Genomic DNA, 23,425 nt, shown 5'->3' with positions numbered 1-23,425 from the left:
TAGGACTTCTTGGACTATTGAGTGGATTTGGACTTGTAGCTCGTAAGAAAAAAGAAGACTAAAAATTTAGTCAGATGAACATTCATTCTTTTGTATTGTAAAGACAAACTAGATTGGTTCTGGTAATCGTGTTAGTTATAAAATACAAAGAATGATTAGATAAAGAAAGCGAACAATGCTAGGATTTTGTTAAACGGAATTCTAAGTATTGTTCGCTTTTTGTGGTATAATAAGACTATGCAGAAAAAACCAACGTCAGCCTATGTGCACATCCCATTTTGTACCCAGATTTGTTATTATTGCGACTTTTCAAAGGTTTTCATCAAAAATCAGCCGGTAGATAGCTATTTGGAGCATCTGCTGGAAGAGTTTCGTTCTTATGACATTCAAAAGTTACGAACCCTTTACGTCGGTGGAGGAACACCGACAGCCCTGTCAGCGTCACAACTAGAGGTATTATTGAAGGGGTTGACTGAAAACTTGGACTTGTCTGTCTTGGAGGAGTTGACCATTGAAGCCAATCCAGGCGACTTGGACGCGGATAAGATTGCTGTTTTGAAGAACTCGGCTGTCAATCGTGTTTCACTAGGTGTGCAAACTTTTGATAACAAAATGCTGAAAAAGATTGGGCGCAGTCATTTGGAGAAGGATATTTATGAAAATATCGACCGTCTGAAACTGGCTGGTTTTGACAACATCTCTATTGATTTGATTTATGCGCTACCTGGTCAGACTATGGACCAAGTCAAGGAAAATGTGGCTAAGGCCATTGGGCTGGATATTCCCCATATGAGTTTGTATAGTTTGATTTTAGAAAACCATACGGTCTTTATGAACCGAATGCGACGTGGGAAATTACCTCTGCCTAAGGAGGAACTAGAAGCGGAGATGTTTGAATATATCATCGCAGAGCTGGAGAGAGCAGGTTTTGAGCATTATGAGATTTCCAATTTCTCCAAACCCGGTTTTGAAAGTCGTCACAATCTCATGTATTGGGACAATGCTGAATACTATGGCATTGGTGCTGGGGCATCGGGTTATGTCAATGGTATTCGCTATAAAAACCATGGTCCGATTCGTCATTATCTGAGTGCAGTTGAGGAAGGCAATGCACGTATTACAGAAGAGCACCTGAGTCAAAAAGAGCAAATGGAAGAAGAAATGTTCTTGGGACTTCGCAAGAAATCAGGGGTTTCCATGGCGCGATTTGAGGAAAAATTTGGCCGGTCTTTTGATGAACTATATGGCGAAATCGTCAGAGACTTGGTTCAAAAAGGCCTCATGCAAATAGAGGGTGACCGAGTGCGCATGACAAAGAGAGGTCTCTTTTTGGGAGACACCGTAGCAGAACGATTTATTTTGGAGTAGGATCATGGGCTTAACTTATCAAATGAAAATGAAAATTCCTTTTGATATGGCTGATATGAACGGTCATATTAAACTTCCAGATGTGGTTTTGCTATCACTACAAGTTTCAGGGATGCAGTCTATTGAACTAGGAGTCGGTGATAAGACTATTTTAGAAAACTATAATTTAGTCTGGATCATCGCAGGATATGATATTGAGGTGATTCGTTTACCTCGTTTTGGGGAAGAAATTACCATCGAAACAGAAGCTTTGAGCTACAATCGACTTTTTTGCTACCGTCGCTTTACCATTTATGATGAAGCGGGGCAGGAGCTCATCCACATGATGACTACCTTTGTTCTCATGGACCGAGACAGTCGAAAAGTCCATGCTGTTGAACCTGAGATTGTGGTTCCTTACCAATCTGAGTTTTCCAAAAAATTGCTTCGAGGACCTAAATATCAAAGCTTGGAAAATCCAATTAGCAAGGATTACCATGTCCGTTTTTACGATTTGGATATGAATGGTCATGTTAATAACAGTAAATACCTGGACTGGATTTTTGAGGTCATGGGAGCAGATTTTTTGACCCAATATATTCCCAAGAAAATCAATCTCAAGTATGTCAAGGAAGTTCGACCAGGTGGGGTGATTACATCGGCTGTTGAGCGGAGTGGACTCGAAAGCAAGCATGAGATTACAAGCGACGGTGTTACCAATGCACAGGCTATTATTACTTGGCAAGAATTAGAAAAGGATTAGGGAGAAATAGATGAAATATAAAGGCTATTTAATTGATCTAGATGGAACTATTTATAAGGGGAAAGATAGAATTCCAGCAGGAGAGGCTTTTGTTCATGAATTGCAAAAGCGGGACATTCCCTATCTCTTTGTGACTAACAATACAACCCGCACTCCAGAGAGTGTTCAAGAGATGTTGGCTCAGAATTTTAATATTGATACGCCCCTATCGACTGTCTATACAGCGACTTTGGCCACCATCGACTACATGAATGACTTGGGACTGGAAAAGACGGTCTATGTCATCGGAGAAGCAGGGCTCAAGGAAGCCATCAAGGCGGCTGGTTATGTGGAAGACAAGGAAAATCCTGCCTATGTGGTAGTAGGCCTGGACTGGCAAGTAGACTATGAAAAATTTGCCACAGCAACTCTTGCGATTCAAAAGGGCGCCCACTTTATCGGAACCAATCCTGACCTCAACATCCCGACAGAGCGCGGTCTTTTGCCAGGTGCTGGTTCACTGATTACCCTACTTGAAGTAGCAACACGAGTGAATCCTGTTTATATCGGAAAACCAAATGCTATCATTATGGCCAAGGCGGTTGAGCACTTAGGTTTGCAACGTGAAGAGTTGATCATGGTTGGGGACAACTATCTGACAGATATCCGGGCTGGGATTGACAATGGCATTCCAACGCTCTTGGTGACGACAGGTTTTACCAAGGCAGAAGAAGTGGCAGATCTACCAATCGCACCGACTCATGTGGTTTCTAGCCTTGCGGAGTGGAACTTTGATGAAAACTAAATTGACCTTTTGGAGCTCTATGCTCTTTCTCCTCTCCCTCTCAATCCTTCTGACCATTTATCTGGCTTGGATTGTTTATCCGCTGGAAATTCAGTGGTTGAACTTAACGAATCGAGTTTATCTAAAACCAGAAACCATTCAGTACAACTTTCATATCTTGATGAATTACCTGACCAATCCTTTTAGTCAGGTCCTAGAGATGCCAGATTTTCGTTCGTCAGCTGCTGGGCTACATCACTTTGAGGTGGTCAAGAATCTCTTTCACTTGGTTCAGCTAGTAGCTCTAGTGACACTGCCAAGTTTCTATTTCTTTGTCAAAGGGATTGTGAAAAAGGGCTTTTTATCTTTATTTAGTAAGGGGCTTTTGACTCTAGTAGTCTTGCCTGTGCTGATTGGTCTTGGGGGAGTTTTGATTGGTTTTGACCAGTTCTTTACTCTTTTCCATCAAATTCTCTTTGTGGGAGATGATACCTGGCTTTTTGACCCAGCTAAGGATCTAGTGATTCTGATTTTGCCAGAGACCTTCTTCCTTCATGCCTTCCTCCTCTTTTTCGCCCTCTATGAAAGCTTCTTTGGCTATCTTTATCTGAAAAGTCGTAGGAAGTGAACTGAAAGATGTTTTTAATTTGCATATATAAAAATGTGTATCATTTGAAACCATCGTTAAGAGTGAATTAACCAAATCCAGTTGTGTCAATCGTTCGCAAACAGTCTATTTTTCTTGAAAAAATAGGCTTTTTTTTCTAAAAATCCCTAGTCAAGCGCTTTATTTTTTTGTATAATAGAAGTAGCAAAGTATAGATAAGAAGAGAAAAGCATGATTACACTATTTCTATCACCGAGCTGTACATCATGTCGTAAGGCGAAGGCCTGGTTAGAAAAACATAAGGTGCCCTTTGAGGAACACAATATTATGACCAGTCCTTTAACAAGAAAAGAATTGCAACACATCCTTTCCTTGACCGAAAATGGTACTGATGACATCATTTCAACTCGTTCAAAAATTTTTCAAAAATTGAATATTGATGTAGAGAGTATCTCGGTATCGGAATTGCTTCATTTGATTGAGCAGTATCCAAGTCTTTTGCGTCGTCCCATTATTATTGATGCCAAACGCATGCAAATCGGTTTTAATGAAGATGAAATTCGTGCTTTTCTCCCTCGTAGTTACCGTAAGCAAGAACTAAAAGAAGCAAGAATGAGAGCTGGTATTAGTTAATGAACAAACAGTATAGTTACCCACTAGATTTGTCGTGGAGCACTGAAGAACTTGCTTCAGTGCTTTCTTTTTTTAATGATGTTGAAGCTGCCTATGAAGGCAAGGTAGAGGCTGAAAAGTTACTGGACTCCTATAAGGGATTCAAGGTGATTGTGCCAAGCAAGAGCGAAGAGAAACGTTTGGGACGAGAATTTGAAACAGTTAGTGGTTATTCGCTTTACCGAGCAGTTCAGGCTGCCAAGGAAAAAGGGGAAGGAAAGATTTCTCTTGGAAAGTAAATTTGAATTTGCTAAAGAGCTTGTTAAGAAGGCGGGCCAGTACATCCTTGACCACATGCAGGAAGACTTGCGTGTTGAGACCAAGTCCTCTCCAACAGATTTGGTGACCAGACTGGACAAGGAAGTTCAAGAGCTATTGGTTGGTGAGATTTTGTCCCGTTATCCTGAGGATAAGATTTGCGCTGAAGAAGGCTGTTTGCGAGCTTCGGTTCAAGAGGACAAGGTTTGGGTCATTGATCCCATTGATGGGACCAATAACTTTGTCGCCCAGCAGGAAGATTTTGCTGTCATGATGGCTTATTTTGAAAATGGTCAGGGGAAGTTTGGACTGATTTATGATGTGGTCAAGGGGGATTGTTACCACGGTGGTGGGGAATTTCCGGTTTGCCGAAACGATCAGGCCCTAGCTTCCTTTAAAGCAAAACCACTTGGAGATTTTCTCATTGCGGGAAATAGTGGTATGTTGGAAACTAATGAATGGGGCTTGGCTGATTTGGGTCGAGCGGTCCTCGGTGTACGTGTCTATGGGAGTGCGGCCATTAGTTTTGCCAAGATTTTGTCAGGGCGTTTGTTGACCTATGTCACTTATCTGCAACCATGGGATTATGCTGCCGCTAGTATTTTAGGAGAAGGTCTGGGCTATCGGGTGGTGACCCTATCTGGTGAAGCTCCTGATTTTCAAACCAGACAGCCGGTCATGATGCTACCTCTTGAGATGCAGGAGGAAATTCAGTCCTATATTTACGAAAGGAAAAGAACTTAAATGCAATTTCCAGAAGGATTTGTTGAAAAATATGAAGAGATACTAGGAGATGAGGCAAGAGATTTTCTTGCCTCTTTTGAGGAGGAAGCGGTTTCGGCCTTTCGGGTCAATCCTTTAAAAGAAGCGCTAGTTTCCTTTCCTGATGCTATTCCTCAAACTCCTTGGGGTCACTATGGTAAGGTTTCAGGAAAATCGCCAGAGCATGCTACTGGTTTAGTTTATTCGCAAGAACCTGCTGCCCAGATGGTGGCTCAGGTAGCCCAACCCAGTCCTGGTATGAAGGTTCTGGATTTGGCCGCTGCACCGGGTGGAAAATCAACTCAACTAGCAGCCTATCTAGCAGGGGAGGGTCTCCTTGTTTCCAATGAAATTTCAAACAAACGGGCTAAGATTTTAGTAGAAAACATGGAGCGCTTTGGAGCGACAAATGTTGTGGTGACCAATGAATCTGCTGACCGCTTGGCCAAGGTTTTTAAAGGCTATTTTGACCTGATTGTCCTTGATGCTCCTTGCTCTGGTGAAGGGATGTTTCGTAAGCAACCAGATGCTATGGACTATTGGAGCTTAGATTATCCAAGTCAATGTGCTAGCTTGCAAAGAGAAATTCTGGAGGATGCAGTGACCATGCTAGCTGAAGGTGGTCGCTTGGTTTATTCAACCTGTACCTGGGCCCCCGAGGAAAATGAAGAGATTGTCAATTGGCTACTGGAAGAGTATGATTTTGATTTGTTACCAGTAGAGCATATCAATGGAATGGTAGCTGGAATTGACCTGCCAGAAACAGCTCGTATGTACCCTCATCAGTTTAAGGGAGAGGGTCAGTTTGTCGCCCATTTACAATTTAAAGGAGAAAATCCAGCACCTAAATTTAAGACAAGTAAGAGCAATCTCAGCCGAGAACAAGTTACCTTGTGGCAGGAATTTGCCCAAAAACATTTGAAGGTCAATCTAAGGGGAATCTTGCAGACTTTTGGTGACCAACTTTATCTCTTGCCCGAACTTTTGCCAGATTTAGGGAAGCTCAAGATTGCTCGGAATGGACTGCATATGGGTACCTTTAAGAAGAAACGCTTTGAGCCTAGTTTCGCTCTTGGACTAGCCTTGAAACCGAGTCAGGTCAAGCAGTCCGTTACAATTGATCAAGAAGAGTTTGTAAAGTATGTGGCTGGAGAAACCATTCAGCTGGCGGAAAGTCTGCCAAATGGTTGGTACCAAGTTTTGGTTCAAGGAAATGGTTTGGGCTTTGCTAAGGTGACTGGAAATATTTTGAAAAATTATTTTCCAAAAGGCCTTAGATTCAAGTGAAAATGCTAGTCAAAGTAGCTTGTCTATGTTATAGTGGAAGTATGGATTTTTTTCAAATTGTCTTTCATTTTAAGTCAAAATTGGTGGGCAAGGTAACTGAGCAAATTTCTAGTAAAACTAGGCTAGCAACTTCAGTTGGCTCCCAATTTTCAAAAGAAAAACATAAATAAATAGTTGAAAAAATTCAAACCATTCACCATTATTTTCAAGGAGAAAAACAGTGAAAAAAAGGAAAAAACTCGCTCTATCCCTTGCAGCTCTTTTGTTGGCAGGTTCGTTGGCGGGATGTGCTAGCTGGATTGATCGTGGAGAATCCATGACAGCTGTTGGCTCAACGGCTCTTCAGCCCTTGGTCGAAGCAGCAGCAGATGAATTTGGCTCTCTGCACGTTGGAAAAACAGTCAACGTCCAAGGTGGAGGATCTGGTACAGGTTTGTCTCAGGTTCAGTCTGGAGCCGTTGATGTAGGAAATTCAGATGTATTTGCCGAGGAAAAAGACGGTATCAACGCATCCGCTCTAGTGGATCATAAGGTAGCCGTAGCGGGCTTGGCAGTCATTATAAATAAGGAAGTTGATGTTGAAAATCTGACAACTGAGCAACTCCGTAGCATCTTCACAGGTCAAGTGACCAACTGGAAAGAAGTCGGTGGGAAAGACCTAGCCATTTCCATTATCAACCGCGCGGCAAGTTCGGGTTCGCGTGCAACCTTTGATAGTGTTATCATGGATGGTCAATCTGCCGTGCAGAGTCAAGAACAGGATTCAAATGGGATGGTCAAAAACATTGTTTCCCAGACACCAGGAGCCATTTCTTACCTAGCTTTTGCCTATGTGGATGACTCAGTGAAACGCATGAAATTGAACGGCTATGAGTCGATTTCAGAAAATGTTACAAGCAATAACTGGCCTTTGTGGTCTTACGAACACATGTACACCCTAGGTCAACCGAACGAATTGGTGGCAGAATTTCTCAACTTTGTCCTCTCAGATGAAGCGCAAAGTGGAATCGTTAAGGGGATGGGCTATATTTCTGTCAAGGAAATGAAGGTTGAAAAAGATGCTGTAGGAACGGTGACAGCACTAGAAGGGAGTCAATAATGAATCAAGAAGAATTAGCTAAAAAATTACTTTCTCCCTCAAAGAACTCTCGTCTAGAGAAACTTGGAAAAGGCTTGACCTTTGCCTGTCTGTCTTTGATTGTCATCATTGTGGCTATGATTTTGATTTTTGTAGCCCAAAAAGGTTTGTCGACCTTCTTTGTCAATGGAGTCAATATCTTTGATTTCCTTTTTGGACAAACTTGGAATCCTTCAGGTAAACAATTTGGTGCACTTCCTATGATTTTGGGTTCCTTTATTGTCACAATCCTATCAGCCCTTATCGCAACTCCTTTTGCCATTGGTGCGGCAGTCTTTATGACCGAGGTCTCACCAAAAGGTGCTAGAATCTTGCAACCAGCCATTGAATTGCTGGTCGGGATTCCTTCAGTCGTGTATGGATTTATCGGTTTGCAGGTCGTAGTTCCCTTTGTCCGTAGTGTCTTTGGTGGAACTGGTTTTGGGATTTTGTCAGGGATTTTCGTTCTCTTTGTCATGATTTTACCAACGGTAACCTTTATGACAACGGACAGCTTGCGTGCGGTACCTCGTCACTACCGCGAAGCCAGTTTGGCTATGGGAGCCACTCGTTGGCAAACCATCTGGCGCGTAACCTTAAAGGCAGCGCGTTCAGGGATTTTCACCGCTGTTGTCTTTGGAATGGCGCGTGCCTTTGGTGAGGCTTTGGCTATTCAGATGGTAGTCGGAAACTCAGCCGTTGTCCCAACTTCATTGACAACACCTGCTGCAACCTTGACCTCTGTTTTGACCATGGGTATTGGAAATACCGTTATGGGAACAGTTGACAATAACGTTCTCTGGTCCTTGGCCTTAGTCTTGCTTTTGATGAGTTTGGCCTTCAACAGTGTGATTAAATTGATTACGAAAGAAAGAGGAAAGAAAAACTATGCACGCTAAGAAATTAGATAAAATTGCAACAGCTGTCCTCTACTCGATTGCAGGGATTATTGTTGCCATCTTGGCATCCTTGATTCTTTATATATTGGTTCGTGGTTTGCCCCATATCTCTTGGTCTTTCTTGACGGGCAAATCATCTTCTTACCAAGCAGGCGGAGGGATTGGAATTCAGCTCTATAATTCCTTCTTCCTCTTGGTCATTACCTTGATTATCTCTGTGCCCTTGTCTATGGGGGCTGGGATTTTCCTAGCTGAATACGCCAAAAAAGGTCCTGTGACCAATTTTGTCAGAACCTGTATTGAAATCTTGTCTTCACTGCCATCGGTGGTTGTGGGTCTCTTTGGTTACTTGATCTTTGTAGTTCAGTTTGAGTATGGATTTTCAATCATTTCAGGTGCCTTGGCCTTGACGGTCTTTAACCTTCCTCAGATGACTCGAAATGTTGAAGATAGCTTGAAACACGTTCACCATACGCAACGTGAAGCTGGCTTAGCTCTGGGTATTTCTCGTTGGGAGACTGTGGTCCATGTGGTCATTCCAGAAGCTCTACCAGGTATTGTCACGGGGGTTGTCTTGGCCTCTGGTCGTATCTTTGGTGAGGCTGCGGCTCTTATCTATACAGCAGGACAATCCGCTCCAGCTCTTGACTGGTCTAACTGGAATATTCTCAGTGTTACTAGCCCAATCTCTATCTTCCGTCAAGCAGAAACCTTGGCTGTCCATATCTGGAAAGTCAATAGTGAAGGAACCATTCCTGATGGAACTATCGTATCAGCAGGTTCTGCGGCCGTGCTCCTTATCTTTATCCTCATCTTTAACTTTGGAGCCCGCAAACTCGGAAGCTACCTACATAAGAAATTAACCGCTGCCTAAAGGAGAAGCCATGTCAAAATATAATTGGGATGAAAAGCATATCATCACCTTTCCTGAAGAGAAAGTGGCCCTCTCTACTAAGGATTTACATGTTTACTACGGTAAAAAAGAATCCATCAAGGGCATCGATATGCAATTTGAAAAAAATAAAATTACAGCCTTAATTGGCCCTTCTGGTTCAGGAAAATCAACCTACCTCCGCAGTCTCAACCGTATGAATGATACTATTGATATTGCCAAGGTCACAGGTCAAATCCTCTATCAAGGGATTGATGTCAACCGTCCAGAAATTAACGTCTATGAGATGCGTAAGCACATCGGAATGGTCTTCCAACGACCAAATCCCTTTGCCAAGTCTATCTACCGCAATATCACTTTTGCTCATGAACGTGGAGGGGTTAAGGACAAGCAAGTCTTGGATGAAATTGTGGAAACTTCTCTCCGTCAGGCTGCCCTTTGGGACCAGGTCAAAGACGATTTGCACAAGTCAGCCTTGACCCTATCAGGTGGTCAGCAACAACGTCTTTGTATCGCGCGTGCTATCTCTGTTAAACCAGATATCCTCTTGATGGATGAGCCTGCGTCAGCCTTGGATCCGATTGCTACAGCCCAGCTGGAAGAAACCATGTTGGAATTGAAAAAGGATTTTACTATCATCATCGTGACCCACAGTATGCAGCAGGCTGCGCGTGCTAGTGACTACACAGGATTTTTCTACTTGGGTGACTTGATTGAGTATGATAAGACGTCTAATATTTTCCAAAATGCCAAACTACAGTCAACTAATGACTACGTAACAGGCCACTTTGGATAGAAAGGAAACAGTATGACAGAAGCGATTTTACAGGTGTCAGACCTGTCCGTTTACTACAATCAAAAAAAGGCCTTGAATAGTGTTTCCCTATCTTTCCAATCTAAGGAAATTACAGCCTTGATTGGTCCATCTGGATCAGGGAAATCAACCCTCCTCAAGGCTATCAACCGCATGGGGGATCTCAATCCAGAGGTAACCACAACTGGTTCGGTGGTTTACAACGGTCACAACATTTACAGCCCACGTACAGATACAGTTGAATTGCGTAAGGAAATCGGTATGGTTTTCCAACAACCAAACCCTTTCCCTATGACTATCTACGAAAATGTTGTTTACGGGCTTCGTATCAATGGAGTGAAAGACAAGCAGGTTCTGGATGAAGCGGTAGAAAAAGCCTTGCAACGAGCTTCCATCTGGGATGAGGTCAAGGATCGCCTGCATGATTCAGCTATCGGGCTTTCAGGTGGACAACAGCAACGTGTTTGTGTTGCCCGTGTCTTGGCAACCAGTCCTAAAATCATTCTCTTGGATGAACCGACTTCAGCCTTGGATCCTATCTCTGCTGGTAAGATTGAGGAAACCTTGTATGGTCTAAAAGATAAATACACCATGCTCTTGGTTACGCGTTCTATGCAACAAGCCTCTCGTATCTCTGACAAGACAGGATTTTTCCTAGATGGAGATTTAATTGAGTTTAACGATACCAAGAAGATGTTCCTCAACCCACAACACAAGGAAACAGAAGATTATATTTCAGGAAAATTTGGATAAGGAGATAAAAGATGTTACGTTCTCAATTTGAGGAAGATTTAGAGAAATTGCACAACCAGTTCTATGCTATGGGACAAGAAGTGCTATCCCAAATCAATCGTACAGTGCGTGCCTTTGTTACGCATGACCGGGATTTGGCCAAAGAAGTCATCGAAGACGATGCAGAAGTAAACGAATACGAAGTGAAATTGGAGAAGAAATCATTTGAAATGATTGCCCTTCAACAACCAGTTTCTCAAGACTTGCGTACAGTTTTAACAGTCTTAAAAGCCGTATCTGACTTGGAACGTATGGGTGACCATGCCGTTTCCATTGCCAAAGCGACAATTCGTATGAAGGGTGAGCAACGTATCCCAGCTGTTGAAGAAGAAATCAAGAGAATGGGGCGCGATGTCAAGAATTTCGTTGAAGCAGCCCTTGAACTCTATCTGAATGGTTCAGTAGACCAGGCCTATGAAGTAGCAGCTATGGACGAAAAAATCAACCATTACTTTGATAGCATTCGTGACTTGGCTACAGAAGAAATCAAGAAAAATCCTGATGCCATCGTTACAGGTCGTGATTATTTCCAAGTGATTGCCTTCTTGGAACGTATTGGAGACTATGCCAAGAATATCTGTGAATGGGTTGTTTACTTTGAAACAGGTAAGATTGTAGAACTATAAAGTATTTAAATGATAAAATTACTGTGAAAGCTTACTTTTTAATATAGTAAGCTTTCGTTGTATTGATGGTTTACTTTGTCAGAGGTTAATAATGAACTACATACAGAATATAAGAAAAAAAGTAGGAAAAGATAAAATTATTTTAAATTTTACCTGTGGAATATTAAGTCAATCAGGAAAAATTTTATTACAAAAACGAGCAGATAAAGGAACGTGGGGCTTACCAGGTGGTGCTATTGAATTAGGTGAATCGGCTTTAGAAGCTTTAGTGCGAGAGTTTTATGAAGAAACGGGAGTCGAAGTGAGATTGGAAAAACTCTTAAATGTTTATACAAAATATTCAGATAGTTATCCGAATGGTGATGAGGCTCAAGTTCTTACAATTTTGTATTTAGTTTCATCTGAAACTTCTATCTCTACAAATTTTTTTACAAGTGATGAAACTTTAGAATTAGGATTTTTTGATCATATGGACATACAAAATATTGCAATTGTAAACCAGCAGCATCAAGATATGATAAATGATTTTTTTGAAAATAAGTTCCCAATAGATAGATAGATAAACTAACCACTGAATTTCTATTTTTTGTAAATATATTTTATGAAAATGCAAGAAAAACACTTGACAAGTGTCTTGAATAGCGTTATAATTATACAAAATTAACAGAGAGGTTGTTTATTTATGAAATTTAAAAAATGGATATTTGTTTTATGTAGTTTTCTTGCAAGCTTCTTCTTAGTAGCTTGCCAGTCAGGTTCTAATGGTTCTCAGTCAGCTATTGAGGCCATTAAGCAAAAGGGGAAATTAGTCGTGGCGACCAGTCCTGACTATGCACCCTTTGAATTCCAATCCTTGGTTGACGGAAAAAACCAGGTAGTCGGTGCGGACATTGATATGGCCCAAGCGATTGCGGATGAACTTGGGGTTAAGTTGGAAATTTCAAGCATGAGTTTTGATAATGTCTTGACCAGTCTTCAAACTGGTAAAGCTGACCTAGCAGTTGCGGGAATTAGCGCTACTGACGAGAGAAAAGAAGTCTTTGATTTTTCAATCCCTTACTATGAAAACAAGATTAGTTTCTTGGTTCGTAAGGCTGATGTAGAAAAATACAAGGATTTAACAAGCCTTGAAAGTGCTAATATTGCGGCCCAAAAAGGGACTGTTCCAGAAGCTATGGTCAAGGAACAATTGCCAAAAGCTCAGTTGACTTCCCTAACCAATATGGGTGAAGCAGTCAATGAATTGCAGGCTGGAAAAGTAGATGCTGTTCATATGGATGAACCTGTTGCTCTTAGCTACGCTGCTAAAAATGCGGACTTAGCTGTCGCAACTGTCAGCTTGAAGATGAAGGACGGAGAAGCCAATGCAGTTGCCCTTAGAAAAAATAGTGCTGATTTGAAAGAAGTGGTGGACAAGGTCATCCAAAAACTCAAGGATGAAGGAACCTACCAAAGCTATCTTGAAAAAGCAGCAAGCCTAACAGAAGTAGAACAATAAGAAAAAGCAGAGTTGGAGATCATTCCAATTCTGCTTTTAAATAGTTTAAAACATTTTCCAGATTTTCTAAGGACACCTTGGCAAATTGATAAGGGCAGGCATCCAAGTAAGCCTCTTCAAAGAAGTCTAAGCCCAGTTGGCTGTGTTTGAGACTAGCGATTTTAGGATATTGTCTGAGGTCTAGCAATAAACCATCGTGTAGGGGAAAGTGAGGAAGGGGACAAGGAGTGTTAGCTAGTCTTTCCTCGAGTTGTTTTTGGTAAGTTTCCTGATTGGACAAGCGAGCTAGACGATTTTTCTCAAACAATTGACTGTCAATATAGAGTGACAGGGCCTTTTGCATGATGAGGTTACTGTCATAGTCTAGGATATTTTTGTAGGCCACAAAGGCTTCTTTGATAGTATTTGGAAGAATGAGTGCTGTTATCCGCAGGGCTGGAAAAAGGCTGGTTGAGAAGGACTTGATATAAATGACGCGCTCCTCTGTATCCAGATAGTGGAAGGTCTGGCCCTTCTTGGACTCCAAATCACCTAGATAGTCATCCTCTACGATATAGACACCGTACTTGGCAGCTAAGTCAAGAATAGCCCGTTTGTCCTGCTCAGAATAGGAATGCCCCAGAGGATAGTGGAAGCGAGGAATAGTGTAGAAAAACTTGATTTTTCCTGTTTTGAAGTGGCCTTCCAGTTCCTTCAAGTCAATCCCATCAATGCCTCGTTCAATCGTTTGATAGTCCAATCCCTGAGCAATCAAGAGACGATTCATCCGATGGTAGGTCGGCTGTTCCACCAAGATTTCCTTTGCTAGGCTTGGAAAGGATATTTGAGAGAGGATAAACAAGGCTTGTTGGGTCCCAGAAGTCAATACCAGCTGGTCAGCCTTGCAGTAGAGGGCTTGGTCAAAGAGGAGCTGGTGAATGGACTGTCTTAGGTCTTCTAAACCTTCTTGGTTGTCATAGTAGTTGAAGAGGTAGTTTTCCCTGCCAATCAAGGTTTCATTGACACAGAGTCGGAAATCGTCATAGGCGCTGGCATGTTCGTCAGTGACTTCGATTTCTAGGTCCTGGTGTTGCCCCTGTTCTAAGACATAGTAGCCACTCTGGGGCTTGGCGTAGAGGTATTGTTCGTGCCGTAATTCAAGCAAGGCTCGTTGAATGGTGTCCTTGCTACAGTGGAAGTCAAGGCTCAGTCGACGGATAGAAGGCAGGCGACTTCCCGTCGGAAAGCGTCCCGACTCAATACCATTTTTCAGATAAGATACGACCTCTTGGTACTTGCTTTGTTTCTTCATTCCAGACCTCCCTTGATTTTGTTACATTGTACCCTTTTTTTTGCTTCTTGGCAATGTCTAGAGTGTTTCTCTCGTTCACATCTAGGGGCAAATGTGGTATACTTAGGAGTAAGATTTATAGAATAATAGACAAGAAAGTGAATGGATAAGAACGTGCAAGAACCAGTTAAATTATTCCAATACAATACCTTAGGAGCTTTGATGGCAGGACTTTACGGCGGGACAATGACCGTTGGTGAATTGCTTGAACATGGAGATTTAGGACTAGGAACCTTGGACTCTATTGATGGAGAATTGATTGTCTTAGATGGTAAAGCCTATCAAGCTAAGGGTTCAGGTGAGAAGCCTGAAATCGTGGAAGTTTCACCAGACGCGCTTATTCCCTATGCAGCAGTTGTACCCCACCAGGCAGAAGTTATTTTTCGTCAGCGTTTTGAAATGACTGATAAGGAACTAGAAAAACGAATTGAATCATACTATGATGGAGAAAATCTTTTCCGTTCTATTAAGATTCGTGGCGAATTTTCGCATATGCATGTGCGCATGATTCCCAAGTCGACACCAGATACCAAGTTTGCTGATGTTGCAACCCATCAACCAGAATATAGTCGTGACAATGTGGCGGGGACCATTGTTGGTTTCTGGACGCCTGAGATTTTCCATGGGGTTAGTGTGGCGGGCTATCATCTGCACTTCATCTCAGATGATTTGACTTTCGGTGGACATGTCATGGACTTTGTCATCAAGGAAGGCATTATCGAGGTGGGAGCAGTTGACCAGTTGGACCAACGTTTCCCAGTCCAAGATCGTCAATACTTGTTTGCCAAGTTCAATGTTGACGAGATGAAAAAAGATATTGAAAAGGCAGAATAAAAGGAGACAAGTATGAAAATTCATGTAATAATCACAATGCTAGTTTTATTTGTATTTCTCATAGCTGCCATTTGGTTCTCAAAAAAGAAATACAAGATTAACCTTTCAGTTTTAGGCCTTGGGGCAGTTGCATTTTTTGTCTCATCTCAGGTACTGGAGAAAATTGTTCACCTTTTCGTTCTTCATCCGCAAAAAGATGGAACCATTTCGCTTATGCAGGAGCATCCTTTTCTATACGTCCTTTATGGAATCACTATGGCAGCTCTCTTTGAAGAAACGGCTAGACTTGTCTTCTTTAAATGGTTGGAGAAGAAAAGAACTTTGGAAGATTCGGATGCCCTCGCCTATGGACTTGGTCATGGTGGTTTGGAATTACTCTACCTCGGAATGGGAAGCTTGATTAGTCTTTTGATCCTTTTCTCGTTATTAGAGTCTTCAAATCCAGATTTGGCAAATCTCCTTCCAAAAAATTCACTTGAAACAGTTCAATCTCTATCTGGATGGCAGGTTTATTTACTCGGTGTTGAGCGTGTGCTGGCTATGGTTATGCAAATCGGTCTCTCTTTCTGGGTATATCAAGGAGTTCGTCAAAAGAATTGGATTTATCTGGTAACTGCTTATGGTTTGCACGCCTTCTTTGATCTGGCTCCAAGTCTATCTCAGGTTGGTTGGATTTCAAATCCCCTTCTAGTCGAAGGAGTTCTAACAGTGGAAGTTGTTCTATTGGTATACTTTACAAAAACTATCTTATATAAAAAATAATCATGCAAAAGAGGTCTAACCTCTTTTTTTACTTGCGTGAATAAAAAAGCTTCTCAAATCGTCGAAAAAAATCGCTAAAAATGGTATAATGGGATGGATTTTATAAAAGGATAAGAAAGATGACTGTATTAGATAAATTAAAAGAAACCTTAGAAGGAATTGATATTCGTTTCGATGAGCCATTGAAAACTTATACCTATACCAAAGTCGGAGGGAAGGCAGATTACTTGGTTTTTCCTCGTAATCGCTACGAGATGGCTCGCGTGGTGAAATTTGCCAATCAGGAAAACCTTCCCTGGATGGTTCTTGGAAATGCTAGTAATATTATCGTCCGTGAAGGCGGAGTTCGTGGCTTTGTCATTATGTGTGACAAGCTCAACAATGTTTCGGTTGATGGGTATACGATTGAAGCAGAAGCAGGGGCTAACTTGATTGAAACAACTCGCATTGCTCTTCGCCATAGTTTGACAGGATTTGAGTTTGCCTGTGGTATTCCTGGAAGTATCGGTGGTGCTGTCTTTATGAATGCTGGTGCCTACGGTGGTGAGATTGCACATATCCTGCAATCCTGTCAGATCTTGACCAAGGAAGGTGAAATCGAGACTTTATCAGTCAATGATTTAGCCTTTGGTTATCGTCATTCAGCTATTCAAGATTCTGGAGCAGTCGTCTTATCAGCTAAATTCGCACTTTCTCCTGGGAATTATGAGACCATCAAACAAGAAATGGATCGCTTAACCCACCTTCGGGAACTCAAACAACCCTTGGAATATCCATCATGTGGTTCTGTCTTTAAACGTCCAGTCGGGCATTTTGCAGGACAATTGATTTCAGAAGCGGGTCTAAAAGGCTACCGTATCGGTGGTGTCGAAGTCTCAGAAAAACATGCAGGCTTTATGATCAATGTTGCTGACGGAACGGCCAAAGACTACGAGGACTTGATTGAGTCTGTGATTGAAAAAGTCAAGGAACATTCTGGCGTCACTCTTGAGAGAGAAGTACGTATCTTGGGTGAAAGCAAGTAGGAAGTTTTAGTTAAAAAGCTGCTGCTATATCATAGAAAGGGGGTGAAAGCCTATCGTTAGTGCAGAAGAATGTAGGCAGTTCAATCTCCTACAAGAGGTAGTAGCGGCCTGACAGAGCCCTAATCTGTTAATCTATGAAAAAGAAGGAATAAATGACAATTGAAAAAACCAATTATTGAATTCAAAAACGTTTCTAAAGTTTTTGAAGACAGCAACACCAAGGTTCTCAAAGACATCAACTTTGAGTTGGAAGAAGGGAAGTTCTATACTCTTCTAGGCGCATCTGGTTCAGGAAAATCAACCATCCTAAACATCATTGCAGGGTTACTGGATGCGACGACAGGAGATATTTTGCTGGACGGAGTCCGTATCAATGACATCCCAACCAACAAGCGAGACGTCCATACAGTCTTCCAATCCTATGCCTTGTTTCCACATATGAATGTGTTTGAAAATGTTGCCTTTCCACTCCGCTTGCGTAAAATTGACAAGAAAGAAATCGAGCAACGCGTAGCGGAAGTTCTCAAGATGGTTCAGTTGGAAGGTTATGAAAAACGTTCCATCCGTAAACTCTCTGGAGGACAACGTCAGCGTGTGGCCATTGCCCGTGCTATCATCAACCAACCCCGTGTGGTTTTGTTGGATGAACCCTTGTCAGCGTTGGACTTGAAATTAAGAACAGACATGCAGTACGAACTGCGGGAACTGCAACAACGATTGGGCATTACCTTTGTCTTTGTCACTCACGATCAGGAAGAAGCTCTCGCCATGAGTGACTGGATTTTTGTTATGAATGATGGCGAGATTGTCCAGTCTGGAACACCTGTGGATATCTACGATGAGCCGATTAACCACTTTGTTGCGACCTTTATCGGTGAGTCAAATATCTTGCCAGGAACCATGATTGAGGACTACTTGGTTGAGTTTAACGGCAAACGCTTCGAAGCAGTTGATGGGGGGATGAAGCCGAATGAACCTGTTGAGGTTGTTATTCGTCCAGAGGACTTGCGGATTACCCTTCCTGAAGAAGGCAAGCTCCAAGTTAAGGTGGATACTCAGCTCTTCCGTGGGGTTCACTATGAAATTATCGCCTATGACGAACTTGGAAATGAATGGATGATCCACTCGACTCGTAAGGCCATCGTGGGTGAGGAAATTGGTCTGGACTTTGAACCAGAAGACATCCATATCATGCGTCTCAACGAAACAGAAGAAGAGTTTGATGCTCGTATCGAGGAGTACGTGGAAATCGAAGAGCAAGAAGCAGGTTTGATCAATGCAATCGAGGAGGAAAGAGATGAAGAAAACAAGCTCTAAACTCTTTGTAGTGCCCTACATTCTCTGGATCGTCCTCTTTGTGTTGGCACCCTTGGTTTTGATTTTCGGTCAATCCTTTTTCAATATCGAAGGCCAGTTCAGTTTAGAAAATTATAAGTCTTACTTTGCGTCACAAAATTTGACCTACCTCAAAATGAGCTTTAACTCTGTGCTTTATGCAGGAATTGTGACCTTTGTGACCTTGCTTATCAGCTATCCGACAGCCCTCTTTTTGACCCGTCTCAAGCACCGTCAACTCTGGCTCATGCTGATTATCCTGCCAACCTGGATCAATTTGCTCCTTAAAGCCTATGCTTTTATCGGGATTTTTGGTCAAAATGGCTCTATTAACCAATTCTTGGAATTTATCGGAATCGGTTCGCAACAGTTGCTCTTTACCGATTTCTCCTTTATTTTTGTCGCAAGCTACATCGAGCTTCCTTTTATGATTTTGCCCATTTTCAATGTCTTGGACGATATGGATAACAATCTCATTAATGCTAGTTACGATCTCGGTGCGACCAAGTGGGAGACCTTCCGCCATGTCATCTTCCCTCTATCTATGAACGGAGTGAGAAGTGGGGTTCAATCTGTCTTTATCCCCAGCTTGAGCCTCTTCATGCTGACCCGTTTGATTGGTGGGAACCGCGTTATCACCTTGGGGACTGCCATTGAGCAGAACTTCCTAACCAATGACAACTACGGTATGGGTTCCACCATCGGTGTGATTCTCATCCTGACTATGTTCATCACCATGTGGGTGACCAAGGAAAGGAGAGAACGATGAAAAAATTTGCCAATCTTTATCTGGGACTGGTCTTTCTTGTCCTCTACCTGCCAATCTTTTACTTGATTGGCTATGCCTTTAATGCAGGAAACGACATGAACAGCTTTACAGGTTTTAGCTTGAGCCATTTTAAAACCATGTTTGGCGATGGTCGCCTCATGTTGATTGTGACCCAGACCTTTTTCTTGGCCTTTTTATCAGCCTTGATAGCGACCATTATCGGGACTTTCGGTGCTATTTACATTTATCAGTCTTGTAAGAAATACCAAGAAGCCTTTCTTTCACTTAATAATATCCTCATGGTTGCACCTGACGTTATGATTGGTGCCAGCTTCTTGATTCTTTTTACTCAACTCAAGTTTTCACTTGGCTTTTTGACCGTTCTATCTAGTCACGTGGCCTTCTCGATTCCTATCGTGGTCTTGATGGTCTTGCCTCGACTCAAGGAAATGAATGGGGATATGATTCATGCGGCCTATGATTTGGGAGCCAGTCAATTTCAGATGTTCAAGGAAATCATGCTTCCTTATCTGACTCCGTCTATCATTGCAGGTTATTTCATGGCCTTCACCTATTCGCTAGATGACTTTGCCGTGACCTTCTTTGTAACGGGAAATGGCTTTTCAACCCTCTCGGTCGAGATTTACTCTCGTGCTCGTAAGGGGATTTCCTTAGAAATCAATGCCCTGTCTGCCCTTGTCTTTCTCTTTAGTATTATCCTAGTGGTTGGATATTACTTTATCTCACGTGAGAAGGAGGAGCAAGCATGAAAAAATTCTATTCATTTTTAGCAGGAATTGTAGCGATTATCCTCGTCTTGTGGGGAATTGCGACGCATCTAGACAGTAAAATCAATAGCCGAGATAGTCAAAAACTGGTTATCTACAACTGGGGTGACTATATCGATCCAGAACTCTTGACTCAGTTCACAGAAGAAACAGGAATCCAAGTCCAGTACGAGACTTTTGACTCCAACGAAGCCATGTATACCAAGATAAAGCAGGGTGGAACAACCTACGATATTGCCATTCCTAGTGAATACATGATTAACAAGATGAAGGATGAAGACCTCTTGGTACCGCTTGACTATTCAAAACTTGAAGGTCTTGAAAATATCGGACCAGAGTTCCTCAACCAGTCCTTTGACCCAGGCAATAAATTCTCCATCCCTTACTTCTGGGGAACCTTGGGAATTGTCTACAATGAAACCATGGTTGATGAAGCACCTGAGCATTGGGATGACCTCTGGAAACCAGAGTATAAGAACTCTATCATGCTTTTTGATGGGGCGCGTGAGGTGCTGGGACTCGGACTCAATTCCCTAGGCTACAGCCTTAACTCTAAAAATCCACAGCAGTTGGAAGAGACAGTAGATAAGCTCTATAAACTGACTCCAAATATAAAGGCTATTGTGGCAGACGAAATGAAGGGATACATGATTCAGAATAACGCTGCAATCGGTGTGACCTTCTCTGGTGAAGCCAGCCAAATGCTAGAAAAAAATGAAAATCTACGCTATGTAGTACCGACTGAGGCCAGCAACCTTTGGTTTGACAATATGGTCATTCCCAAAACAGTCAAAAACCAAGATGCAGCCTATGCCTTTATCAACTTTATGTTGAAACCCGAAAATGCCCTCAAAAATGCAGAGTATGTCGGCTATTCAACACCAAACCTACCAGCTAAGGAATTACTCCCAGAGGATAAAAAAGAAGACAAAGCCTTCTATCCAGATGCTGAAACCATGAAACACCTAGAAGTTTATGAGAAATTTGACCATAAATGGACAGGAAAATATAGCGACCTCTTCCTACAGTTTAAAATGTATCGGAAGTAGAAGTTAGCAGTCACGGAACGAATCAGTCAAGCTGGTTCGTTTTTTTATGTAAAAGGCAATTTTTGTAACTGTATGTTTTTCTATGATAGTTGCTGTGTTTAGTAATATGAAAATTGAGGATAAAAATAGTGATAAGTGAAATAACGGCGCATTTATTTCAAGATTTTTTTATTTGTTGAATTCTATCTCCTTCATTAAAATTGCTTCATTAAAATTTTTAAAATTGACTACTAGCTACATACGCTTTTACCTCCTTTTATGCTATAATATTCTCAATAGAATCTTTAATCTTCAAATAAATATTCCTTATGGAATAATTCCGTTTTATACCGTTTAGAATATTTAAGAGGATACAATGTTTAATAATGATTCTTTTGGAGCTCGTCTTAAGGAACTGAGAAAGATCAAGAAGTTAACTCAGGTACAAATTTCTGAGATGATTGGTGTATAACAAGGTACTTATTTTCGTTGGGAGAATGGAACTTTAGAGCCTAATTTAGACGTCGTTGTCAAATTAGCAAAATTATTTGATACCACGACAGATTATTTACTAGGAAAAACGATTTATAGTACTCTAGATGGTATTTCTCATCCAATCACTAGAATTGATATGAAGAAGTTAAAAGATAAACTTAATGATTTGAAATTTGCGCTTGTTATGAATGGAATAAAAAAACATTTCACTGTATTTGACTATATGGATGAGCTAGTTTCTGAATATAATTTAGACAAAGAAGAGCAAGGAATATTGCCGACTCTCTTTAAAGAGGTTTATGATTATTTTAATGCAGATTAATGGTTTATAAGATTAAGCCTCAATAGATAGAGAATAGTATATTCTTGTTGAGTGATTCTATTTTATGAAGGTTGTTTGTAGTTGAAGGGGGAAATAGATGGACTCTAAAATTGATACAGCTTGGGACTTGTTTCTGGAGGGAAAAACATCAGAAGCTAAAAAGTTGGTTGAACAAGATTTTTCCATTGATACCTGTACAGATTTTAGCCTATTAAATCTGATGGGGTATTTATTATTGGCAGAAAAAGACTATGCTTCATGTACCCATATCTTTGAGAAATACATTTTATTGGCTCAACAAAATGAAGATAAAGAAAATGAACACATTGGCTTACATCAATTAGCTATGATCTACAGAGATCAGGGGGATTTTCATAAGGCTTTAAAACTTATTGAAGATGAAGAGAAGATAGTTGAAGAGCATTTTCCAAATGATAATCTAAAGAAAGCTGTGAATAATTACGAACAGGGCTATGTGAGATTTAAATTAAACAATCTTGATGAGGCTCTTACATTCATGAATCTGTCATTGGAACAATCTTTAGAGACTGATGATGTAATTTCTCAAGCTTGTAGCTATAGAGGGTTAGGTGAAATCTATTTAGCCTTGGAAGATACGGAATTATCCAACACACATTTCAAACGAGCTATAGAACTTTTCGAAAGTGTTGGAGAATTTGAAGGGATAAAGGAAATTGAGGAATTGATTAATGAATGATTTTAAATTTAGATTTTGTTATTAGTTTGCTTTATCTTAAAGAATGTAGATATGCAATTGACAGTCTAGATAATATTAAAGCGAGAGAGTAATATGTTATTTTGGATTTGTTTAATATCAACAATTATATTGGCTAATTTTGTTCTCCTGAAAGAGTAATCAAAGATACAGGAAATTGCTCTGATTCAACGGATATGATTTTCAGTTGACGCAAGCTTAAAAAAACGTTATAATAAAAAAGTTGAGAATTGATTTTCAATCATCTTAGTCCAGAGAAATGGCGGTGCTGCGAGCCATCTAAGCTAGAAAGTCATGCTACTCAATTTAACAATTGCATAAGAATAAGAGAATGACAAGTTCATTGAATGAAGGTGGTACCGCGGTTTTTCGCCCTTCGTGATATGAGCTTGTCTTTTGATTTTTTGGAGGTGTTGATGAAAACATTTCTTGTCAAACAAAAGTTTCGTCTTGGAGGCGAACGATTCGCTATCAAGGATGACAGGGGAGAAATCGCCTATCAGGTAGAGGGATCATTTTTTAAGATCCCCAAAACTTTTACCATCTATGATGCTAATGGTGAACAGGTCAGTCAGATCAGTAAAGAAATCTTGACCTTGCTTCCTCGTTTTGAGATTCAGCTTCGGGATGGCTCGAGTTTTGTCATTCGTAAGAAGTTGACCTTCTGGCGAGATAAGTATGAGTTTGATAATCTAGGTCTTCGTATCGAGGGCAATATCTGGGATTTGAATTTCAAATTGCTGGATGATCGCGATCAGTTGATTGCGGAAATCAAGAAAGAACTCTTCCATCTGACATCTACCTATAATGTAACGGTCCTTGAGGACGCTTATGCAGACCTAGTCATTTCCCTCTGTGTCGCGATTGACTATGTGGAAATGCTGGAAAGCCAATCACATTAAAC

Annotated in this window: 27 protein-coding genes and 1 pseudogene; 27 read left to right on the top strand and 1 reads right to left on the bottom strand. The window is 41.2% G+C overall.

The features are described from left to right. Positions 1-237: 237 nt before the first annotated feature. From hemW to ADI86_RS01315, 16 genes are all read left to right on the top strand, one after another. The gene (gene hemW / locus ADI86_RS01390) at positions 238-1,368 is read left to right on the top strand and encodes a radical SAM family heme chaperone HemW (protein ID WP_049531471.1); all 1,131 of its coding nucleotides are present in this window, start codon (positions 238-240) and stop codon (positions 1,366-1,368) included. Between the two features lie 4 nt (positions 1,369-1,372). Next, positions 1,373-2,110, top strand: a complete 738-nt coding sequence (locus ADI86_RS01385; RefSeq protein ID WP_000524806.1) for an acyl-[acyl-carrier-protein] thioesterase — start codon at positions 1,373-1,375, stop codon at positions 2,108-2,110. A 10-nt stretch (positions 2,111-2,120) separates the two neighbouring features. Then, on the top strand, positions 2,121-2,894 hold the full coding sequence (locus ADI86_RS01380) for a TIGR01457 family HAD-type hydrolase (protein ID WP_000875445.1): 774 nt from the start codon (positions 2,121-2,123) through the stop codon (positions 2,892-2,894). Continuing rightward, entirely contained in the window at positions 2,884-3,501 is a 618-nt protein-coding gene (locus tag ADI86_RS01375; protein WP_000850643.1) for a TIGR01906 family membrane protein, read from the top strand. Before ADI86_RS01380 ends, ADI86_RS01375 begins: the two co-directional genes overlap by 11 nt. Positions 3,502-3,711: 210 nt before the next feature. After that, on the top strand, positions 3,712-4,113 hold the full coding sequence (locus ADI86_RS01370) for a Spx/MgsR family RNA polymerase-binding regulatory protein (protein ID WP_000631255.1): 402 nt from the start codon (positions 3,712-3,714) through the stop codon (positions 4,111-4,113). Next, positions 4,113-4,391 (top strand): UPF0223 family protein, encoded by a 279-nt coding sequence (locus ADI86_RS01365; protein ID WP_049531470.1) that lies wholly within the window; start codon positions 4,113-4,115, stop codon positions 4,389-4,391. Before ADI86_RS01370 ends, ADI86_RS01365 begins: the two co-directional genes overlap by 1 nt. Next, positions 4,381-5,154: an inositol monophosphatase family protein gene (locus ADI86_RS01360; RefSeq protein WP_049531469.1), complete on the top strand. Its 774-nt coding sequence runs from the start codon at positions 4,381-4,383 to the stop codon at positions 5,152-5,154. Before ADI86_RS01365 ends, ADI86_RS01360 begins: the two co-directional genes overlap by 11 nt. Further along, on the top strand, positions 5,155-6,459 hold the full coding sequence (locus ADI86_RS01355; protein WP_049531468.1) for an RsmF rRNA methyltransferase first C-terminal domain-containing protein: 1,305 nt from the start codon (positions 5,155-5,157) through the stop codon (positions 6,457-6,459). It abuts the gene before it with no gap. 220 nt (positions 6,460-6,679) lie between these two features. Beyond that, positions 6,680-7,558 (top strand): phosphate ABC transporter substrate-binding protein PstS family protein, encoded by an 879-nt coding sequence (locus tag ADI86_RS01350; protein WP_049531467.1) that lies wholly within the window; start codon positions 6,680-6,682, stop codon positions 7,556-7,558. Further along, positions 7,558-8,475 carry a phosphate ABC transporter permease subunit PstC gene (gene pstC / locus ADI86_RS01345; RefSeq protein ID WP_001070903.1) on the top strand — a complete coding sequence of 306 codons (918 nt, stop codon included), beginning with the start codon at positions 7,558-7,560 and terminating at the stop codon, positions 8,473-8,475. Before ADI86_RS01350 ends, pstC begins: the two co-directional genes overlap by 1 nt. Next, entirely contained in the window at positions 8,465-9,349 is an 885-nt protein-coding gene (gene pstA, locus ADI86_RS01340) for a phosphate ABC transporter permease PstA (RefSeq protein WP_000543046.1), read from the top strand. Before pstC ends, pstA begins: the two co-directional genes overlap by 11 nt. 10 nt (positions 9,350-9,359) lie before the next feature. Further along, positions 9,360-10,163, top strand: coding sequence for a phosphate ABC transporter ATP-binding protein PstB (pstB, locus tag ADI86_RS01335; RefSeq protein ID WP_049531466.1), 804 nt, complete (start codon positions 9,360-9,362; stop codon positions 10,161-10,163). Between the two features lie 12 nt (positions 10,164-10,175). Further along, complete coding sequence (gene pstB, locus ADI86_RS01330) at positions 10,176-10,934, top strand: phosphate ABC transporter ATP-binding protein PstB (protein WP_049531465.1); 759 nt, start codon at positions 10,176-10,178, stop codon at positions 10,932-10,934. Positions 10,935-10,945: 11 nt separating this feature from the next. After that, positions 10,946-11,599 carry a phosphate signaling complex protein PhoU gene (gene phoU, locus ADI86_RS01325; protein WP_049531464.1) on the top strand — a complete coding sequence of 218 codons (654 nt, stop codon included), beginning with the start codon at positions 10,946-10,948 and terminating at the stop codon, positions 11,597-11,599. 91 nt (positions 11,600-11,690) lie between these two features. Further along, on the top strand, positions 11,691-12,158 hold the full coding sequence (locus ADI86_RS01320) for an NUDIX hydrolase (protein ID WP_049531463.1): 468 nt from the start codon (positions 11,691-11,693) through the stop codon (positions 12,156-12,158). Positions 12,159-12,281: 123 nt separating this feature from the next. Continuing rightward, positions 12,282-13,097, top strand: a complete 816-nt coding sequence (locus tag ADI86_RS01315) for an ABC transporter substrate-binding protein (RefSeq protein ID WP_049531462.1) — start codon at positions 12,282-12,284, stop codon at positions 13,095-13,097. A 19-nt stretch (positions 13,098-13,116) separates the two neighbouring features. Here the strand turns inward: ADI86_RS01315 and ADI86_RS01310 are convergent, their stop codons facing one another. Next, positions 13,117-14,388, bottom strand: coding sequence for a PLP-dependent aminotransferase family protein (locus ADI86_RS01310; RefSeq protein WP_049531461.1), 1,272 nt, complete (start codon positions 14,386-14,388; stop codon positions 13,117-13,119). 141 nt (positions 14,389-14,529) lie between these two features. Here ADI86_RS01310 and budA point away from each other — a divergent pair, with 141 nt between their 5' ends. From budA to ADI86_RS01260, 11 genes and pseudogenes are all read left to right on the top strand, one after another. Next, positions 14,530-15,261 (top strand): acetolactate decarboxylase, encoded by a 732-nt coding sequence (gene budA, locus ADI86_RS01305; protein WP_049531460.1) that lies wholly within the window; start codon positions 14,530-14,532, stop codon positions 15,259-15,261. Between the two features lie 12 nt (positions 15,262-15,273). Further along, positions 15,274-16,023: a YhfC family glutamic-type intramembrane protease gene (locus ADI86_RS01300; protein WP_049531459.1), complete on the top strand. Its 750-nt coding sequence runs from the start codon at positions 15,274-15,276 to the stop codon at positions 16,021-16,023. A 119-nt stretch (positions 16,024-16,142) separates the two neighbouring features. Continuing rightward, a complete protein-coding gene (gene murB / locus ADI86_RS01295) occupies positions 16,143-17,048 on the top strand; it encodes a UDP-N-acetylmuramate dehydrogenase (RefSeq protein WP_049531458.1) in 906 nt (301 codons plus the stop codon). A 159-nt stretch (positions 17,049-17,207) separates the two neighbouring features. Next, positions 17,208-18,365 (top strand): ABC transporter ATP-binding protein, encoded by a 1,158-nt coding sequence (locus ADI86_RS01290; protein WP_000742900.1) that lies wholly within the window; start codon positions 17,208-17,210, stop codon positions 18,363-18,365. Continuing rightward, complete coding sequence (locus tag ADI86_RS01285) at positions 18,346-19,152, top strand: ABC transporter permease (RefSeq protein WP_049531457.1); 807 nt, start codon at positions 18,346-18,348, stop codon at positions 19,150-19,152. The genes ADI86_RS01290 and ADI86_RS01285 overlap by 20 nt, the downstream gene beginning before the upstream one ends. Further along, positions 19,149-19,922 (top strand): ABC transporter permease, encoded by a 774-nt coding sequence (locus tag ADI86_RS01280; protein WP_049531456.1) that lies wholly within the window; start codon positions 19,149-19,151, stop codon positions 19,920-19,922. Before ADI86_RS01285 ends, ADI86_RS01280 begins: the two co-directional genes overlap by 4 nt. Then, a complete protein-coding gene (locus tag ADI86_RS01275) occupies positions 19,919-20,989 on the top strand; it encodes an ABC transporter substrate-binding protein (protein WP_049531455.1) in 1,071 nt (356 codons plus the stop codon). The genes ADI86_RS01280 and ADI86_RS01275 overlap by 4 nt, the downstream gene beginning before the upstream one ends. Positions 20,990-21,344: 355 nt before the next feature. After that, positions 21,345-21,561 (top strand): annotated as a pseudogene (locus tag ADI86_RS12535) (helix-turn-helix domain-containing protein); the annotation flags it as partial. Between the two features lie 38 nt (positions 21,562-21,599). Continuing rightward, on the top strand, positions 21,600-21,785 hold the full coding sequence (locus ADI86_RS12165) for a hypothetical protein (protein WP_239822281.1): 186 nt from the start codon (positions 21,600-21,602) through the stop codon (positions 21,783-21,785). Between the two features lie 97 nt (positions 21,786-21,882). Beyond that, a complete protein-coding gene (locus tag ADI86_RS01265; protein ID WP_049531454.1) occupies positions 21,883-22,503 on the top strand; it encodes a tetratricopeptide repeat protein in 621 nt (206 codons plus the stop codon). Positions 22,504-22,937: 434 nt separating this feature from the next. Then, a complete protein-coding gene (locus tag ADI86_RS01260) occupies positions 22,938-23,423 on the top strand; it encodes an LURP-one-related/scramblase family protein (RefSeq protein ID WP_033688504.1) in 486 nt (161 codons plus the stop codon). Positions 23,424-23,425: the final 2 nt, after the last annotated feature.

Source organism: Streptococcus pseudopneumoniae (assembly GCF_001074975.1).
In the GTDB taxonomy this organism is placed as follows: Bacteria; Bacillota; Bacilli; order Lactobacillales; family Streptococcaceae; genus Streptococcus; species Streptococcus pseudopneumoniae_D.
The sequence above is the reverse complement of the archived record's forward strand: the minus strand, read 5'-3'. Positions and strand labels throughout refer to the sequence as shown.

Coding starts and splice junctions, on each gene's coding strand:
- ADI86_RS01385 (WP_000524806.1), top strand. CDS start 1,373: ATGGGCTTAACTTATCAAATGAAAATGAAAATTCCTTTTGATATGGCT.
- ADI86_RS01315 (WP_049531462.1), top strand. CDS start 12,282: ATGAAATTTAAAAAATGGATATTTGTTTTATGTAGTTTTCTTGCAAGC.
- ADI86_RS01355 (WP_049531468.1), top strand. CDS start 5,155: ATGCAATTTCCAGAAGGATTTGTTGAAAAATATGAAGAGATACTAGGA.
- ADI86_RS01275 (WP_049531455.1), top strand. CDS start 19,919: ATGAAAAAATTCTATTCATTTTTAGCAGGAATTGTAGCGATTATCCTC.
- pstA (WP_000543046.1), top strand. CDS start 8,465: ATGCACGCTAAGAAATTAGATAAAATTGCAACAGCTGTCCTCTACTCG.
- ADI86_RS01300 (WP_049531459.1), top strand. CDS start 15,274: ATGAAAATTCATGTAATAATCACAATGCTAGTTTTATTTGTATTTCTC.
- murB (WP_049531458.1), top strand. CDS start 16,143: ATGACTGTATTAGATAAATTAAAAGAAACCTTAGAAGGAATTGATATT.
- ADI86_RS01265 (WP_049531454.1), top strand. CDS start 21,883: ATGGACTCTAAAATTGATACAGCTTGGGACTTGTTTCTGGAGGGAAAA.
- ADI86_RS01380 (WP_000875445.1), top strand. CDS start 2,121: ATGAAATATAAAGGCTATTTAATTGATCTAGATGGAACTATTTATAAG.
- ADI86_RS01285 (WP_049531457.1), top strand. CDS start 18,346: ATGAAGAAAACAAGCTCTAAACTCTTTGTAGTGCCCTACATTCTCTGG.
- budA (WP_049531460.1), top strand. CDS start 14,530: ATGGATAAGAACGTGCAAGAACCAGTTAAATTATTCCAATACAATACC.
- ADI86_RS01260 (WP_033688504.1), top strand. CDS start 22,938: ATGAAAACATTTCTTGTCAAACAAAAGTTTCGTCTTGGAGGCGAACGA.
- ADI86_RS01310 (WP_049531461.1), bottom strand. CDS start 14,388: ATGAAGAAACAAAGCAAGTACCAAGAGGTCGTATCTTATCTGAAAAAT.
- phoU (WP_049531464.1), top strand. CDS start 10,946: ATGTTACGTTCTCAATTTGAGGAAGATTTAGAGAAATTGCACAACCAG.
- ADI86_RS01280 (WP_049531456.1), top strand. CDS start 19,149: ATGAAAAAATTTGCCAATCTTTATCTGGGACTGGTCTTTCTTGTCCTC.
- ADI86_RS01375 (WP_000850643.1), top strand. CDS start 2,884: ATGAAAACTAAATTGACCTTTTGGAGCTCTATGCTCTTTCTCCTCTCC.
- pstC (WP_001070903.1), top strand. CDS start 7,558: ATGAATCAAGAAGAATTAGCTAAAAAATTACTTTCTCCCTCAAAGAAC.
- ADI86_RS01320 (WP_049531463.1), top strand. CDS start 11,691: ATGAACTACATACAGAATATAAGAAAAAAAGTAGGAAAAGATAAAATT.
- hemW (WP_049531471.1), top strand. CDS start 238: ATGCAGAAAAAACCAACGTCAGCCTATGTGCACATCCCATTTTGTACC.
- ADI86_RS01370 (WP_000631255.1), top strand. CDS start 3,712: ATGATTACACTATTTCTATCACCGAGCTGTACATCATGTCGTAAGGCG.
- ADI86_RS12165 (WP_239822281.1), top strand. CDS start 21,600: ATGAAGAAGTTAAAAGATAAACTTAATGATTTGAAATTTGCGCTTGTT.
- ADI86_RS01365 (WP_049531470.1), top strand. CDS start 4,113: ATGAACAAACAGTATAGTTACCCACTAGATTTGTCGTGGAGCACTGAA.
- pstB (WP_049531465.1), top strand. CDS start 10,176: ATGACAGAAGCGATTTTACAGGTGTCAGACCTGTCCGTTTACTACAAT.
- pstB (WP_049531466.1), top strand. CDS start 9,360: ATGTCAAAATATAATTGGGATGAAAAGCATATCATCACCTTTCCTGAA.